Below are 16,579 nucleotides of genomic sequence, written 5' to 3'. Positions count from 1 at the left end.
ATCCACTCGTACCCGGCTGCGGCGTCCTGCGCGGTGTTCGCTATCTTGTTCGCCACCGCCCCACCGGCCCTTGTGACCGCCCACCAGTGAAGGAGCCGGCCATGGAGGCCGCCGTCACCACGTGCTATCGCCATCCGTCGTACGAGACGTATGTGCGCTGTACCCGCTGCGACCGCTACATCTGCCCCGACTGCATGCGTGAGGCCGCTGTCGGCCACCACTGCGTGGAGTGTGTGAAGGAGGGACAGCGCTCGGTCCGGCAGGCGCGCACGGTGTTCGGCGGCGCGGTGCCGAGGACGGCGGTGCCCGTCGTGACGTACGTACTGATAGGCCTGAACGTACTGGCGTATCTGGGCGAGCTGATCCGTCCGGACATCGTCGACAGGTTCGGGATGCTCGGCGCGGGCCTGAACGGTTCGGACGGCAGTCAGTACGTGTACGAGAGCGGGAACATCCCCGGGTTCGACGCGGTCGGTGTGGTGGACGGCGAGTGGTACCGGCTGCTGACCGGGGCCTTCCTTCACCTTCCGCCGGGCGGCTCGTCGTTCGGTTCCATGCCGTTCGGGGTGCTGCACATCCTCTTCAACATGTACGGGCTGTGGAATCTGGGCCGGGTCGTCGAGGAGCAGCTCGGCCGGGGGCGTTATCTCGCGCTGTATCTGCTGTCCGCGCTGGGCGGTTCGGTGCTGGTGTATCTGATCGCGCCGGGCGGCACCGCGGTGGGCGCATCGGGGGCGATCTTCGGGCTCGCGGCGGCTTTCTACGTCATCAACCGGCGGCTCGGAAGGGACATGCAGGCGGTCAACCGGTTCCTGGCCGGGTTCCTGATCTGGATGCTGATCTCCGCAGGGTTCACCTCGTGGCAGGGGCATCTGGGCGGCCTTCTCACGGGCGGCATCGTCATGGCCGTGCTCGCCTACGCTCCGGCGAAGCGCCGTACCGCCGTGCAGATCGCCGGGTGTGCGGTGCTGTTCGTGCTGCTGGTCGCCCTGGTGGCGCTCAAGACATCACAGCTGACCGGTGGAGCAGTGGCCTGAGCTGTCCGGCCGGCGGGTACGGGGCGTCCCCGGACGCGCCACGGCGCCTGCCGAATCGTCCGGTCGGGGACGGGCAGGCGCCGCGTTCAGTTCCGTACGCCGTTGTACGGGACGTCTGTTGGTGGTGGTGCTGGTGCTCAGACCGTGAGGGAACGGTCCGTCGGGCGGATCGGGGCCGGCAGTGCGCTGGCCCCGGTCAGGAAGCGGTCCACACCGCGCGCCGCGGAGCGGCCCTCGGCGATGGCCCACACGATGAGGGACTGGCCGCGGCCCGCGTCACCGGCGACGAAGACACCTTCGACGTCGGTGGCGTAGTCCGCGTCGCGCGCGACATTACCGCGCTCGTCGAGCTCCACACCGAACTGCTGGACGAGACCGTTGGACTGGTCGGTACCGGTGAAGCCCATGGCGAGCGTGACCAGCTGCGCCGGGATCCGCCGCTCGGTGCCGGGCTTCTGCTCCAGCTTGCCGTCCTTGAACTCCACCTCGACGAGGTGCAGCGCCTGGACGTTGCCGTCCTCGTCGCCCTCGAAGTGGGTGGTGGAGACGGCGTAGACCCGCTCGCCGCCCTCCTCGTGCGCCGAGGTGACCTTGTACAGCATCGGGAAGGTCGGCCAGGGCTGGTTGGCGTTCCGCTCCTCGCCCGGCCTCGGCATGATCTCCAGCTGGGTGACGGAGGCCGCGCCCTGCCGGTGGGCGGTACCGACGCAGTCGGCGCCGGTGTCGCCGCCGCCGATGACGACGACGTGCTTGCCCTCGGCGGAGATCGGGGAGACCGTCAGGTCGCCCTCCTGCACCTTGTTGGCGAGCGGCAGGTACTCCATCGCGAAGTGCACGCCGTTCAGCTCACGGCCCGGGACGGGCAGGTCGCGGGAGACGGTGGCACCGGCGGCGATGACGACCGCGTCGTACCGGCGGCGGAGCTTGGCGGCATCGAGGTCCTTGCCGATCTCCACCTCCGTACGGAACTTGGTGCCTTCCGCGCGCATCTGCTCGATGCGGCGGTTGATGTGCGACTTCTCCATCTTGAACTCGGGGATGCCGTACCGGAGAAGGCCTCCGATGCGGTCCGCACGCTCATAGACGGCGACCGTGTGACCGGCCCGGGTCAGCTGCTGGGCGGCGGCGAGACCCGCCGGGCCCGAGCCGATGACCGCCACGGTCTTGCCGGACAGGCGCTCGGGCGGCTGCGGGGTGACGTCGCCGCTGTCCCACGCCTTGTCGATGATCGAGACTTCGACGTTCTTGATGGTGACGGCCGGCTGGTTGATGCCGAGGACGCACGCCGACTCGCACGGAGCGGGGCACAGGCGGCCCGTGAACTCCGGGAAGTTGTTCGTCGCGTGCAGGCGCTCGGACGCGGCCGTCCAGTCCTCGCGGTAGGCGTAGTCGTTCCACTCGGGGATGAGGTTCCCCAGCGGACAGCCGTTGTGGCAGAACGGGATGCCGCAGTCCATGCAGCGGCCGGCCTGCTTGCTGATGATCGGGAGCAGCGAGCCCGGAACGTAGACCTCGTTCCAGTCCTTGACGCGCTCGCCCACGGGACGGGTCTTGGCGGCCTCGCGCCCGGTGGTCAGGAAGCCCTTGGGGTCAGCCATTGGTCGCCGCCTCCATCATCTTCTCGGTGGTCTCCTGCTCGGAGAGACCGGCGAGCTCAGCGGCGTCCTTGGCGGCGAGCACTGCCTTGTAGGTGGACGGGATGATCTTGCTGAAACGGGCCACCGCGGTGTCCCACTCGGCAAGCAGCTTCTCGGCGACGGTGGAGCCCGTCTCCTCCTGGTGGCGGCGCACGACGTCGTGCAGCCACTGCTTGTCGGTGTCGGAGAGTTCCTCGATCGCACCGAGGTTGCCGACGTTGACGTTGTCGCGGTCCAGGTCGACGACGTACGCGACACCGCCCGACATACCGGCGGCGAAGTTGCGTCCGGTCTCGCCGAGGACGACGGCGTGACCACCGGTCATGTACTCGCAGCCGTGGTCGCCCACGCCTTCCGAGACGACGGTCGCGCCGGAGTTACGGACGCAGAACCGCTCACCGGTGCGGCCGCGCAGGAACAGTTCGCCGCCGGTCGCGCCGTAGGCGATGGTGTTGCCCGCGATGGTGGAGTACTCGGCGAGGTGGTCGGCGCCGCGGTCCGGGCGGACGATGACGCGGCCGCCGGAGAGGCCCTTGCCGACGTAGTCGTTGGCGTCGCCCTCCAGGCGCAGCGTCACACCGCTCGGCACGAACGCGCCGAACGACTGGCCGGCGGAGCCGGTGAAGGTGATGTCGATGGTGTCCTGAGGCAGCCCGGCACCGCCGAACTTCTTCGTCACCTCGTGACCCAGCATGGTGCCGACGGTCCGGTTGATGTTCCGGATCGCGATCTGGGCCCGGACCGGCTGGGCGTCCTCGGCCCTGTCCGCGTTCAGGGCGTCGGCGGCGAGCTTGATCAGCTCCTTGTCGAGGGCCTTGGCGAGACCGTGGTCCTGCTCGATCTGCTGGTGGCGGGCCGCGCCCTCGGGCAGCTCCGGGACGTAGAACAGGGGCTCCAGGTCGAGGCCCTGCGCCTTCCAGTGCGTGACCGCACGGTCGGTTTCCAGCAGCTCGGCGTGGCCGACGGCCTCTTCGATCGTACGGAAGCCGAGCTCGGCGAGGAGCTCGCGGACTTCCTGGGCGATGAACTCGAAGAAGTTGACGACGTACTCGGCCTTGCCGGAGAACCGGTCGCGCAGGACCGGGTTCTGGGTGGCGATGCCGACCGGGCAGGTGTCGAGGTGACAGACCCGCATCATGACGCAGCCGGAGACGACGAGCGGCGCGGTCGCGAAACCGAACTCCTCGGCGCCCAGCAGCGCGGCGATGACGACGTCGCGGCCGGTCTTCAGCTGGCCGTCGGTCTGCACGACGATGCGGTCGCGCAGGCCGTTGAGCAGCAGGGTCTGCTGGGTCTCGGCGAGACCCAGCTCCCAGGGGCCGCCCGCGTGCTTCAGCGAGGTGAGCGGCGAGGCGCCCGTTCCGCCGTCGTGGCCGGAGATCAGGACGACGTCCGCGTGCGCCTTGGAGACACCCGCGGCGACCGTGCCGACGCCGACCTCGGAGACCAGCTTCACGTGGATGCGGGCCGCCGGGTTGGCGTTCTTGAGGTCGTGGATCAGCTGAGCCAGGTCCTCGATGGAGTAGATGTCGTGGTGCGGCGGCGGGGAGATCAGACCGACACCCGGGGTGGAGTGCCGGGTCTTGGCGACCCACGGGTAGACCTTGTGGCCGGGCAGCTGGCCGCCCTCGCCGGGCTTGGCGCCCTGCGCCATCTTGATCTGGATGTCGTCCGCGTTGACCAGGTACTCGCTGGTCACACCGAAGCGGCCGGAGGCGACCTGCTTGATGGCCGAGCGGCGCGCCGGGTCGTGGAGCCGGTCAGCGTCCTCGCCGCCCTCACCGGTGTTGGACTTGCCGCCCAGCTGGTTCATGGCGATAGCGAGCGTCTCGTGCGCCTCGCGGGAGATCGAGCCGTACGACATGGCGCCGGTGGAGAACCGCTTGACGATGTCGGAGACGGACTCGACCTCGTCGACCGGGATCGCCTCGCGGTCCGACTTGAAGCCGAACAGGCCGCGGAGCGTCATCAGGCGCTCGGACTGCTCGTTCACCCGGTCCGTGTACTTCTTGAAGATGTCGTACCGGCGGTTGCGGGTGGCGTGCTGGAGGCGGAAGACCGTCTCCGGGTCGAACAGGTGCGGCTCGCCCTCGCGGCGCCACTGGTACTCGCCGCCGATCTCCAGAGCGCGGTGCGAGGCGGAGATGCCGGAGGCGGGGTAGCCCTTGGCGTGCCGGGCGGCGACCTCCTTGGCGACGACGTCGAGTCCGGCGCCGCCGATCTTGGTCGCGGTGCCGTTGAAGTACTTCGAGACGAAGGCCTCGTCGAGGCCGACGGCCTCGAAGACCTGGGCGCCGCGGTAGGAGGCGACGGTCGAGATGCCCATCTTGGACATGACCTTCAGGACGCCCTTGCCGAGCGCGTAGATCAGGTTCCGGATGGCCTGCTCGGGCTCGATGCCCTCGATGAACGTGCCGGCCCGGACCAGGTCCTCGACGGACTCCATCGCCAGGTACGGGTTGACCGCGGCGGCGCCGTAACCGATCAGCAGCGCGACGTGATGGACCTCGCGGACGTCCCCGGCCTCGACCAGCAGACCCACCTGGGTGCGCTGCTTGGTACGGATGAGGTGGTGGTGGACGGCCGAGGTGAGCAGCAGCGACGGGATCGGCGCGTGCTCGGCGTCGGAGTGCCGGTCGGACAGGACGATCAGGCGGGCGCCGTCCTCTATGGCGGCGTCGACCTCGGTACAGATCTGCTCGATCCGGGCGGCGAGGGCCTCACCGCTGCCGCTGACCCGGTAGAGACCGGAGAGCGTGGCGGCCTTCATGCCCGGCATGTCGCCGTCGGCATTGATGTGTATCAGCTTGGCCAGCTCGTCGTTGTCGATCACCGGGAACGGCAGTGTGACGCTGCGGCACGACGCGGCGGTCGGCTCCAGCAGGTTGCCCTGCGGACCGAGCGTGGAGCGCAGCGAGGTGACGAGCTCCTCGCGGATGGCGTCCAGCGGCGGGTTGGTGACCTGCGCGAACAGCTGGGTGAAGTAGTCGAAGAGCAGCCGGGGGCGCTCGGAGAGGGCCGCGATCGGCGAGTCCGTGCCCATGGAGCCGAGCGGCTCGCCGGCGGTGCGGGCCATCGGCGCGAGGATGACACGGAGCTCTTCCTCGGTGTAGCCGAAGGTCTGCTGGCGGCGGGTGACCGAGGCGTGCGTGTGCACGATGTGCTCGCGCTCGGGGAGATCCTCCAGCTCGATCTCGCCGGTCTCCAGCCACTCCTGGTACGGCTGCTCGGCGGCGAGGCCCGCCTTGATCTCGTCGTCCTCGATGATGCGGCCCTCGGCGGTGTCGACGAGGAACATCTTGCCGGGCTGGAGGCGGCCCTTGCGGACGACCTTCGCGGGGGCGATGTCCAGGACACCGACCTCGGAGGAGAGGACGACGAGGCCGTCGTCGGTGACCCAGTAACGGCCCGGGCGCAGACCGTTGCGGTCGAGGACCGCGCCGACCTGGGTGCCGTCGGTGAAGGTGACGCAGGCCGGGCCGTCCCAGGGCTCCATCATCGTGGAGTGGTACTGGTAGAAGGCGCGCCGGGCCGGGTCCATCGAGTCGTGGTTCTCCCACGCCTCGGGGACCATCATCAGCACCGAGTGCGGCAGCGAGCGGCCGCCGAGGTGGAGCAGCTCCAGGACCTCGTCGAAGGAGGCGGAGTCGGAGGCGTCCGGGGTGCAGACGGGGAAGATCCGGTCCAGCTGCTCCGTACCGAAGAGGCTCGACGCGAGCTGGGACTCGCGGGCCTTCATCCAGTTGCGGTTGCCCTTGACCGTGTTGATCTCGCCGTTGTGCGCGACGAAGCGGTACGGGTGGGCGAGCGGCCAGCTCGGGAACGTGTTCGTGGAGAAGCGCGAGTGGACCAGCGCGACCGTGGTGGCGAGACGGCGGTCGGAGAGGTCGGGGAAGAACGGCTCCAGCTGCCCGGTGGTGAGCATGCCCTTGTAGACGATCGTGCGGGCGGAGAGCGAGGGGAAGTACACCCCGGCCTCACGCTCGGCGCGCTTGCGCAGCACGAAGGCCTTGCGGTCGAGCGCGATGCCGGCGCTCTCGCCGTCCGCGACGAAGAGCTGGCGGAACTCGGGCATGGTGGCGCGGGCACCGCTGCCGAGGAGGCCGGGACTGACCGGGACCTCACGCCAGCCGAGGACCTTCAGGCCCTCCTCGGCGGCGATCTTCTCCAGCTTCTGGACGGCCTCGGTGGACTCGTCCGAGGGCAGGAAGGCGATTCCGACGGCGTAGCCACCGGCCTCCGGGAGGTCGAAGGGGACCTCCGCGCGGAGGAAGACGTCCGGTACCTGGAGCAGGATTCCGGCGCCGTCGCCCGAGTCGGGCTCGGATCCGGTTGCACCGCGGTGCTCGAGGTTGCGCAGTACGGTCAGCGCCTGCTCGACCAGCTCATGGCTGGCCACACCGGTAAGAGTGGCCACGAACCCGACACCACAGGCGTCGTGCTCGTTACGGGGGTCGTACATCCCCTGCTGGGCGGGGCGACCGTCCATGGGCGACCAGGCGTCGGAACGCATTGGCTCTCCCGTCGTCGTCGTGGCATATGCAGTGCCGAGGGACGACGTTGGCCCTCTGCGAAATTTCGTGCAGGTTACATGATGGGCCGCTTCTCAAGAAGCGGATAGTCCGTTCCAACATGCGGACACCGCGCGGAGCGGTGGAGCGGGTCGCAGTCGGAGGATCGGCGCCCGGGGGACCACAGAGAGCAGGCGTCGTTGCCTGCGGTGTCTACGGCTCATGCCCAGTGGTAAAGGAAACGAAACCGCCGAGTAACGGCTACTTATGTGGAGCCTTGTATAGAGACTCATTTTACGTCCGTCGGGGTGGTTCCGCCCAGGGGCGGAACCCAAGACGTACGTCACACGGATTGCAGGCAGATTGCTTGCAGGCGCATTGCGCGGGCGGCGCGGGCGCGGTCAGCCGCCGACGGCCACGCCGAACAGGGTACCCAGGCCGTACGTGATCGCAGCGGCCGTGCCGCCGAGCACCAGCTGCCGCAGCCCGCTGAACCACCAGCTGCGGGCCGTCACCCTCGCCACCACCGCCCCGCAGCCGAAGAGGCCGACCAGCGCGAGCAGCACCGCAGGCCACATCGCGCTCGCACCGAGCAGATACGGCAGTACGGGCAGCAGCGCGCCCATCGCGAAGGCGCCGAACGACGAGACGGCGGCGACGAGCGGCGACGGCAGATCGCCCGGGTCGATGCCCAGCTCCTCGCGGGCGTGTATCTCCAGGGCCTGCTCGGGGTCGCGGGACAACTGCCGGGCGACCTCGCGGGCGAGCCCGGGCTCGACGCCGCGGGACTCGTAGAGTGCGGCGAGCTCTTCCATCTCGTCTGTCGGGTGCTTGCGCAACTCGCGCCGCTCGACGTCGAGTTCGGCCTCGACGAGCTCGCGCTGCGAGGCCACGGAGGTGTATTCGCCGGCCGCCATGGAGAACGCACCGGCGGCCAGTCCCGCCAGACCGGTGATCACGAGCGTCTGCTGGGAGACCGAGCCACCCGCGACGCCGGTCATCAGCGCCAGGTTCGAGACCAGCCCGTCCATCGCACCGAAGACCGCCGGACGCAGCCAGCCGCCGTTCACATCACGGTGGGTGTGGTTATCGCGGTGCGCCTCGTGCAGTACGGCGTCGGTCTCGATGATGGCCACAGCTCTCCCCTTCTCCGGCAGCGGGTTCTGCTCGCCCCACCCCCGCTCAACACCTCCGAAAGTACGCACGAAAGGAATCTGCCGCCAGCAAGCCAGGCCGTACTTACCTGCCCTCTGACCAGGTAAGTACGGCCTGCCTTACGAAGGGGATCCCGTCATCCGAGTGGCCCTTTTGTTGCGTTTATCGGCCTCTGTCGGTGCTCCGCGTGGCACAGATCGGACAGGTACGAGAACTGGCTCGGTACGAGCGAAGGGTCGACGCGATGGAGTTGATTGCAGGCAATCCGGCAGAACCGCGCACCGGCGGGGGCATGGCGGAGGCAGCCCGGCACGACGCGCACCGTCTCGACGCGCTCGACGCGAGCCACGCCGACGGTCCCGGCCGCCCCGACCGGGCCGACCGGGCCAGGGGTGCGCTCCTCGGCCTTGCCGTGGGCGATGCGCTGGGCGCACCCGCGGAGAACCTGCGACCCTCCGAGATCCGCCGCCGCTGGGGCCGGATCGAAGGCTTCGTCAGCGACGACCCGGCCGGTACCGACGACACGGAGTACGCGATCTTCTCCGGGCTGCTGCTGGCCCGGCACGGCTCGGCGCTGACCGTCACCCATGTCGAGCGGGCCTGGCATCTGTGGATCGCCGACCTGGACGAGGGGCCGTTCCGCGGCGCCGGGTTCAGCGAGCGCGGCACCCTGGAGAACCTGCGCCGCGGCCTCGCCGCCCCGATCTCCGCCCAGCACAGGCACGCCTGGAGCGACGGACTCGCGATGCGCGCGGCCCCGTTCGGGGTCTTCGCGGCAGGCCGGCCCGCGGAGGCCGCCCGCCTGGTCGCGATCGACGGGCAGGTCAGCCACGACGGGGAGGGCATCTACGGCGGCCAGGCGGTGGCGGCCGGGGTGGCCGCCGCGATGGCGGGAGCGGGGGTCACGTCCGTGATCGCGGCCGCCCTGTCCGTCGTACCGATGGACTCCTGGACCGCGCGCTCGCTGCGGCGGGCGGTGACGGCCGCCCAGCACAGGCACCCCGACCGCCTCACGAGGGAACGCGCGGTGCGCTCCGCGGTGGTGGTGGGCGGCTATCCGTGGACGGACCTGGCACCGGAGGCGGTGGGCCTGGCGTTCGGCGCGTTCGCGGCGGCGCGCGGCGACTTCCGTACGGCGGTGCTGACGGCGGTCAACATGGGCCGCGACGCGGACACCACGGCAGCGGTGGCGGGCGCCCTGGCCGGCGCGCTGGGCGGGGTATCCGCGATCCCCCGGAACTGGGGGCGGGCGATCGGGCCGGTCCGAGGCAGCTGCCTGCCGTCGATGCGGGGCCACCACGTCCTGGACATCGCGGAGTTGCTCACACCGGACGAGACGGACGAGCCGGACGGCACGGGGAGCTGCGGGAACGGCAGGGGCAGCGGGACCGGCACAGCCGGCGCAGCCGGCAGACCCCGCGAGGCCGGCGGCACCCCCGCCGGCACCCGCCCCCCGGCCGCCCCGGCCCGGCAGACCGCCGCCCCCGCCGACGGGCCGTCGGGTCCGTCCGCCGCGGACGGACCCGCGGCGGTGGTGTCATGACCACCGCGCGGGACACCGAGCCCCGCCCGGAGAATCGTTCCACCCCACCCCTGAACCAGCCGCTGAACCGGCCCCTGCCGGGGCGCCGGGCCAGGATCGAGGGGCTGCTGCTCGGACTGGCCTCGGGGGATGCCGCCGGGTGGCCGGCGGCGCGTCACCGGGCGGCCCGGATGCCCGAATGGACGCGTCGGCTCACCCGGGAGCTCGACACCTTCGCCGAGCAGAACGCCACCACCACCCTCCCCGTGCCCATCGCACTCAACCAGCCGCCCGAGCCACTGCGGCTCGGTCCCTCCGACGACGCCGAGTGGGCCGCGTTCGCCGCCGGGACCGTGCTGGCTTCGGCGGCCGGTCCGCTGCACGGTCTCTCCCCCGACCGCCGGATGCGGGCCGCCATCGATGTCGCGTGGAACGCACTGGCCGCCGAGGTCGCCGCGGCCGCCGCACGGGCGCCCGAGGTCGAGTCGGCGGTTCTCCCGCTGCGCGCCCGGATCTCGGTCCGGGCCGGGCTCGGCAATCTCGCCGCCGGGCTGCGGCCGCCCGCCACCGGCCACGACAACCCGCATTACTTCGACGACGCGGCCTGTGTAAGGGCTGCCGTGCTGGCGGTCGTCCACCCCGGCCGGCCCTGGGCCGCCGCCGAACTCGCCGAGTTCGATGCCCGATACACCCAGGACGGCGACGGTGTGCACGGCGCCCGTGCGATGGCCGCCGCGATCGCCGAGGCACTGGGCGGAGCCGATGTCGACACCGCGGTGAACGCCGCGCTCGTCCAGCTTCCCGAGGGCACCGAGATCGCCCGCAACGCCGCTCACGCCGTCCGGATCGCCCGCGACTTCGTCGGCGAGGCAGCCGGCGCCTTCGCGCTCGTACCCGTGCTGGAGCATCAGATCGTCGACCATGTCTACAGCTACGGGATCGCCGCGGCCGAGACCGTACCGGTCGCCCTGGCTCTGACCACCGCGGCCCGCGGCGAGATCGCCCAGGCCGTTCCCGCGGCGGCCTGCCTGTCACGGGTCGCGGACTCGGCGCCCGCCCTGGCCGGCGCGCTGACCGGTGCGCTCGGCGGCATCGCCGCCGTCCCGGACGGCTGGCGCGAGGCCTGCCGCACGCTCGCGGGATGCGCGCTGCCCCGTCTCGCGGGCACCGATCTCATCGAACTCGCCGGGCTGCTGACAGACACGGAACCGGCCTCTTCGGGTGGACAATTCCGGCATGACGCCGATTCAGAACAAAACACCCACCGCGCTCGGTCTCGATGACCGGATCACCGGCGCCCTCGTCGGCGCCGCCGTCGGCGACGCGCTCGGGGGGCCGGTCGAGGGCCGGCCCCCCGAGCAGATCGTCGAGCGCCACGGCGGCCGGATCACCGGCATCGTAGGCCCGTGGGACGGCGAGGACTGGCGCACCGCCCGCCCCATCGCCCCGTACCACAAGGGCGACGGCCACGTCACCGACGACACGTTGATGACCCATGCGCTGGTACGGGTGTACGGCACCGTACGGGACCATCTCGACGCGTACTGCGTCGCCGACCATCTCGTACCGGAGCTGATCTCGATCCCCCGCTGGATCCCGGAGCTGGAGGCCGAGGCGCTGCCGCTGCAGCGGATCTTCCTCGCCGAGAAATGGATCGTCGCCCGGCTGCACTACGGCCATGTCGATCCGCGCGAGGCGGGCTCCGGGAACATCGTGAACTGCGGGGCGGCGATGTACATGGCGCCGGTCGGCCTGGTCAACGCTGCCCATCCGCAAGCCGCGTACGCCGAGGCGCTGGATGTCGCGGGCGCCCATCAGTCGTCGTACGGGAGGGAGGCCGCCGGAGTCTTCGCGGCGGCCGTCGCCGCCGCCTGTGCGCCGGATGCGACGCCCGCCACCGTCGTCGACGCCTGTCTGTCGCTCGCCAAGGACGGGACCCGGGCCGCCATCGAAGCGGTCTGCGAAGTGGCCGTACGCTACCGGGACTTCGAGACGGCACTGACGCCGCTGCGTACCGCCGTCGCCCCCTTCGACACCGTCGGGCCCGACTACCGCGCACCCTCCCTCGGCGCCCGCCGCCCGTCCCGGCTGCACTCCGTCGAGGAGCTGCCGATCGCCCTCGGGATGCTGCTCGTCGCGGACGGCGACTACCGGCACGCGGTGCTCGGCTCGGTCAACTACGGCCGGGACTGCGACTCGATCGCCACGATGAGCGGTGCGGTCGCCGGCGCGCTGCACGGCGAGGCGGCGATCCCCGCCGCCTGGGTGAAAACGGTCGCCGAGGCCAGCCGCCTCGACCTGCACGCACCGGCGCGGACACTGACGGACGTCGCCCGCGAGGTGTTCGTACGGGACACCGCCCGGCGACGTACGCACGAGGCGGCGTTCGCGACGCTGGCGGGTACGCCGTGACCGTGCGGGTCACCTGGGTGCAGCCGGAGGATCTGATCGGGCACGAACTGCGCCAGGCGGCCGAGGACGGCCGGGACGTGCGGGACATCGAACGCCGCTGGTACGCGGCGGGCGGCGGCCCCGCCCCGGAGCGCGCGGGCGCGTCGACACCCCCCGCGCCGCCCGCACTCCGCGCGCTCGCCGAGCGGCTGCTCGACGAACTCGCGCAGCTCGACTCCACGGCGGCCGTCGACGAGCCGACGGATCTGGCCGCGATCCGGTCGGCCTGCCCGCACTGGCCGGCTCCGCGCGCGGAGCTTCCAACGGTCGGCAAGGCCCGGCTGGAGGCGGCCTGGCTGGGCCGCGCCGCCGGCTGCCTGCTCGGCAAGCCCGTCGAGAAACTGCCTCTCGCGGGAATCCGCGCACTGGCCCGCGCCACCGGGAACTGGCCGCTCACCACCTGGTTCACCGCCAGGGGCCTGCCCGCCGAGCTGACCGCCGCGTACCCCTGGAACCGCCGCTCCGCCGCCACCTCGCTCGCCGAGAACATCGACGGGATGCCGGAGGACGACGATCTCAACTACCCACTTCTCACCCTGCTGTTGATCCAGCGCTACGGACCGTCCTTCTCCACCGCCGATCTCGCCCGGCTCTGGCTCGACGAACTGCCCGCCGGCCGGACCTTCACCGCCGAGCGGGTGGCGTACCGCAATCTGCTCGACGGCATCGAGCCGCCGGACACCGCCCGGCACCGCAACCCGTTCCGGGAGTGGATCGGCGCCCAGATCCGCGCCGATGTGCACGGCTGGACACACCCCGGCGACCCCGCTGCCGCCGCCGAGCAGGCCCACCGGGACGCGGTCCTCACCCACACCGGCAACGGCGTGTACGGGGCGATGTTCACCGCTGCCGCGCTCGCCGAGGCGGCCGGCGGGGAGACCGATGTGCACGGCTGCCTCGCGACCGGGCTGCGCGTCGTACCGCCGCGCTCCCGGTTCGCGCACGCTGTCCGCACCGGGATCGACGCGGCCCGCGGGGAGCCGGACTTCGACGCCGTCACCGACCGGCTGCACGCCGCGTTCGGCGCGTACCACTGGGTCCATGTACTGCCCAACGCCGCGCTGCTCGCCGCCGCTCTCACGCACGCGGACGGCGACTTCTCCGGCTCCATCTGCCGTGCGGTCTCAGGTGGTTGGGACACGGACTCGAACGGTGCGACCGCCGGCTCGCTGGCCGGTCTGCTGGCCGGCCGGCCCGACGCGCTGCCCGTCCGGTGGACCACCCCGCTCAAGAACCGTCTCGCCACATCCGTCCCGGGTTTCGACTCCGTCGGCTTCGACGCACTCGCTGAACTGACCTACCAGGAGGCACTCCGCCCATGACCGCCATCGCGGTGCTCGGCAGCACCAATATGGACCTTGTCGCCTATGTCGCACGGGCCCCGGAGCGCGGGGAGACCGTCACCGGAACGGAGTTCCGCACCATCCCCGGCGGCAAGGGCGCCAACCAGGCCATCGCCGCCGCCCGCGCGGGTGGCGACGTGCTGATGATCGGCGCGGTCGGCGACGACGCGTACGGCACACGGCTCCGGGCCGAACTGGAGCACGCGGGCGTCGAAACCGATCTGCTGCACACCGCCGAGGGCCCCAGCGGCACGGCGCACATCGTCGTCGACGACACGGGCGGCAACGCCATCGTGGTGATCCCCGGCGCCAATGGCACCGTCCACACGCTCGGCCCCGGCGAGATGGCCGCCATCGCGGAAGCCGATCTGCTGCTCCTCCAGCTGGAACTGCCCCTGTCGGCCGTGGTCGAAGGGGCCCGGATGGCCCACGCGCAGGGCGTACGGACGATCCTCACCCCCTCCCCCGTACAACCCCTGCCGGACGAGCTCTTCGGCAACGTCGACCTGTTGATCCCCAATGAGCACGAGGCGGCCGCACTCTCCGGGAAGACCGAACCCCACGCGGCGGCAGAGATCCTGCTCCGACACGTCCCCGAGGTCGTCATCACCCTCGGTTCGAAGGGCTGTCTGTACGCGGCCCGGGGCAGCGAAACGATCCACTTCCCCGCCCCGGAGGTGACCGCCGTCGACACCACCGCTGCCGGGGACACCTTCGTCGGGGCGCTCGCCGTGGCCCTCGGCGAAGGGCGGGCCGTACCGGAGGCCCTGGCCTGGGCGTCGATCGCCGCGGCGCTCTGCGTACAGAAGCCTGGCGCCTCGACCTCCATGCCGTACCGCAGCGAGATCGACGCCGCATGACCGCGCCCACGGAAGCACCCCTCGCCGGTCTGCGGGTCCTCGACCTCGCCACGCTCTTCGCGGGCCCTCTCGCGGCCACCATGCTCGGCGACTTCGGCGCCGAGGTGGTCAAGGTCGAGCATCCGCGCAAGCCCGACCCGTCGCGTGGCCACGGCCCGACGAAGGACGGCATCGGCCTGTGGTGGAAGCTGCTCGGCCGCAACAAACGCAATCTCACCCTCGACCTCTCCACTCCCGGCGGGCGCGACGTCCTCCTCCGGCTGGCCGCCTCCAGCGATGTGATCATCGAGAACTTCCGGCCGGGGACGCTGGAGCGGTGGGGCATCGGCTGGGAGGAGTTGAGCGCCGTCAACCCGCGCCTGGTGCTGACCCGCGTCACCGGCTTCGGCCAGTTCGGCCCGTACGCGAGCCGCCCCGGTTTCGGCACACTCGCCGAGGCCATGAGCGGTTTCGCCGCGATCACCGGCGAGCCGGACGGGCCGCCTACCCTGCCTCCCTTCGGTCTCGCCGACTCGATCGCGGCACTCGCCACCGCGTACGCCGTGATGGCGGCGCTGGCCGGGCGGGACCGCACCGGGGAGGGCCAGGTCGTCGACCTGGCGATCATCGAGCCGATCCTCACCGTGCTCGGCCCGCAGCCGCTCTGGTACGACCAGCTCGGCTATGTCCAGGAACGCACCGGCAACCGCTCGCGCAACAACGCCCCGCGCAATACGTACCGCACGTCCGACGGCCAGTGGGTCGCCGTCTCCACCTCCGCCCAGTCCGTCGCCGAACGCGTGATGCGTCTGGTCGGCCGGGCGGAGCTGATCGACGAGCCGTGGTTCGCCTCCGGCACCACGCGCGCCGAACACTCCGACGAACTCGACGAGGCGGTCGGCACCTGGATGGCCCGGCACACCCGTGACGACGCGATCTCCGCGTTCGAGAAGGCGGAGGCGGCCATCGCCCCCATTCACGACATCCGGGACGTGATGGAGGATCCGCAGTACCGGGCCCTGGGCTCCGTCGCCGAGGTCCCCGACCCCGAACTGGGCCCGCTCCGGATGCAGAACGTCCTCTTCCGGCTCTCCCGGACCCCGGGCTCGATCCGCTGGGCGGGCCGTCCGCACGGCGCGGACACCGAGGAGATCCTGACCGGGCTCGGCCTGTCAGGACCGGACATTGCCGCGCTACGGGCGGAAGGCGTCCTGTGACCGCGGCCGAAGAGGTGCATCTGACGTGGCTGTACGTTCCCGGGGACCGGCCGGACGTGGTGCGCAAGGCACGCGACTCGGGCGCGGACGTGGTGATCGTCGACCTGGAGGACGCGGTCGCACCGGACCGCAAGGAGTACGCCCGGTCAGCCACCGCCGAACTCCTCACCGAACCGGCCGCCGGCACGGCCGCGCCGGTGCATGTCCGGGTCCACACAGAGGCCGACGTCCTGGCCCTGGCCGGACTGCCGGGCCTCGCCGAACTGCGCCTGCCGAAGATCACACATGCCGCGACCGTCCACCACATCGCGGCGCTCGCACCCGGCGTGGCGCTCTGTCCGCTGCTGGAGTCGGCGCTCGGCATCGAGCACGCGTACACGGTCGCGGCCTCCCACCCCCAGGTCCGCTCGATCGCCCTCGGCGAGGCCGATCTCCGGGCCGATCTGGGGGTGCGGGACGACCGGGGCCTCGACTGGTCACGCAGCCGGGTGGTGGTCGCCGCCCGCGCGGCCGGCCTCGCCCCGCCGACCCAGTCGGTGTTCCCGGACGTGCGGGACCTGGACGGCCTGCGGCACTCCTGCGCACACGGCCGCGCGCTGGGGTTCATCGGCCGGGCGGCGATCCACCCCCGGCAGCTACCGGTGATCGAGCGGGCGTTCCGGCCCACTTCGGAGGAGATCGACTCGGCCCAGGAAATCGTGGCGGCAGCCCTCACGGAGGCAGGAGCACTGGCACTGCCGGACGGCCGTTTCGTGGACGCGGCGGTAGTGGCAGCGGCCCGTCGGACGCTTGCGCTCGCAGAACGGGTGAGCTGACGACGGAGACTCCAGCGCCTCCGGCGATCGGGGCGAGGGCAAATTCACTCGA

The 16,579-nt window shown here is 71.4% G+C and carries 11 protein-coding genes; 8 read left to right on the top strand and 3 right to left on the bottom strand.

Annotated elements, in window-relative coordinates:
• Nucleotides 1–101 precede the first annotated feature (101 nt).
• Nucleotides 102–1,037: a rhomboid family intramembrane serine protease gene (locus ACIA8E_RS10420; RefSeq protein WP_399296476.1), complete on the top strand. Its 936-nt coding sequence runs from the start codon at nt 102–104 to the stop codon at nt 1,035–1,037.
• A 137-nt stretch (nt 1,038–1,174) separates the two neighbouring features.
• On the opposite strand, the gene ACIA8E_RS10415 is transcribed toward ACIA8E_RS10420, so the two are convergent.
• The 3 genes from ACIA8E_RS10415 to ACIA8E_RS10405 all read right to left on the bottom strand — a co-directional run bounded on the left by ACIA8E_RS10415 (nt 1,175) and on the right by ACIA8E_RS10405 (nt 8,321).
• Nucleotides 1,175–2,635: a glutamate synthase subunit beta gene (locus tag ACIA8E_RS10415; protein ID WP_399296474.1), complete on the bottom strand. Its 1,461-nt coding sequence runs from the start codon at nt 2,633–2,635 to the stop codon at nt 1,175–1,177.
• The gene (gene gltB / locus ACIA8E_RS10410) at nt 2,628–7,187 is read right to left on the bottom strand and encodes a glutamate synthase large subunit (protein WP_399296472.1); all 4,560 of its coding nucleotides are present in this window, start codon (nt 7,185–7,187) and stop codon (nt 2,628–2,630) included. The genes ACIA8E_RS10415 and gltB overlap by 8 nt, the downstream gene beginning before the upstream one ends.
• Nucleotides 7,188–7,586: 399 nt before the next feature.
• Nucleotides 7,587–8,321, bottom strand: coding sequence for a VIT1/CCC1 transporter family protein (locus tag ACIA8E_RS10405; protein WP_030972787.1), 735 nt, complete (start codon nt 8,319–8,321; stop codon nt 7,587–7,589).
• A gap of 263 nt (nt 8,322–8,584) precedes the next feature.
• Here ACIA8E_RS10405 and ACIA8E_RS10400 point away from each other — a divergent pair, with 263 nt between their 5' ends.
• The 7 genes from ACIA8E_RS10400 to ACIA8E_RS10370 are packed head-to-tail and all read left to right on the top strand — an operon-like array spanning nt 8,585 to nt 16,527.
• Nucleotides 8,585–9,883, top strand: coding sequence for an ADP-ribosylglycohydrolase family protein (locus tag ACIA8E_RS10400; protein WP_399296470.1), 1,299 nt, complete (start codon nt 8,585–8,587; stop codon nt 9,881–9,883).
• Nucleotides 9,880–11,145 (top strand): ADP-ribosylglycohydrolase family protein, encoded by a 1,266-nt coding sequence (locus ACIA8E_RS10395; protein ID WP_399296468.1) that lies wholly within the window; start codon nt 9,880–9,882, stop codon nt 11,143–11,145. Before ACIA8E_RS10400 ends, ACIA8E_RS10395 begins: the two co-directional genes overlap by 4 nt.
• Entirely contained in the window at nt 11,099–12,274 is a 1,176-nt protein-coding gene (locus tag ACIA8E_RS10390) for an ADP-ribosylglycohydrolase family protein (protein ID WP_399296466.1), read from the top strand. The genes ACIA8E_RS10395 and ACIA8E_RS10390 overlap by 47 nt, the downstream gene beginning before the upstream one ends.
• Nucleotides 12,271–13,635: an ADP-ribosylglycohydrolase family protein gene (locus tag ACIA8E_RS10385; RefSeq protein ID WP_399296464.1), complete on the top strand. Its 1,365-nt coding sequence runs from the start codon at nt 12,271–12,273 to the stop codon at nt 13,633–13,635. Before ACIA8E_RS10390 ends, ACIA8E_RS10385 begins: the two co-directional genes overlap by 4 nt.
• Nucleotides 13,632–14,516: a ribokinase gene (gene rbsK / locus ACIA8E_RS10380; protein WP_399296462.1), complete on the top strand. Its 885-nt coding sequence runs from the start codon at nt 13,632–13,634 to the stop codon at nt 14,514–14,516. Before ACIA8E_RS10385 ends, rbsK begins: the two co-directional genes overlap by 4 nt.
• Entirely contained in the window at nt 14,513–15,712 is a 1,200-nt protein-coding gene (locus ACIA8E_RS10375) for a CaiB/BaiF CoA transferase family protein (protein ID WP_399296460.1), read from the top strand. Before rbsK ends, ACIA8E_RS10375 begins: the two co-directional genes overlap by 4 nt.
• Entirely contained in the window at nt 15,709–16,527 is an 819-nt protein-coding gene (locus ACIA8E_RS10370) for an HpcH/HpaI aldolase/citrate lyase family protein (protein ID WP_399296458.1), read from the top strand. Before ACIA8E_RS10375 ends, ACIA8E_RS10370 begins: the two co-directional genes overlap by 4 nt.
• The last annotated feature ends 52 nt before the right edge of the window (nt 16,528–16,579 follow it).

This window comes from Streptomyces sp. NPDC051664 (assembly GCF_044453545.1).
In the GTDB taxonomy this organism is placed as follows: Bacteria; Actinomycetota; Actinomycetes; order Streptomycetales; family Streptomycetaceae; genus Streptomyces.
Note: the sequence above shows the minus strand (reverse complement) of the source record. Positions and strands in the feature narration are given on the sequence as shown.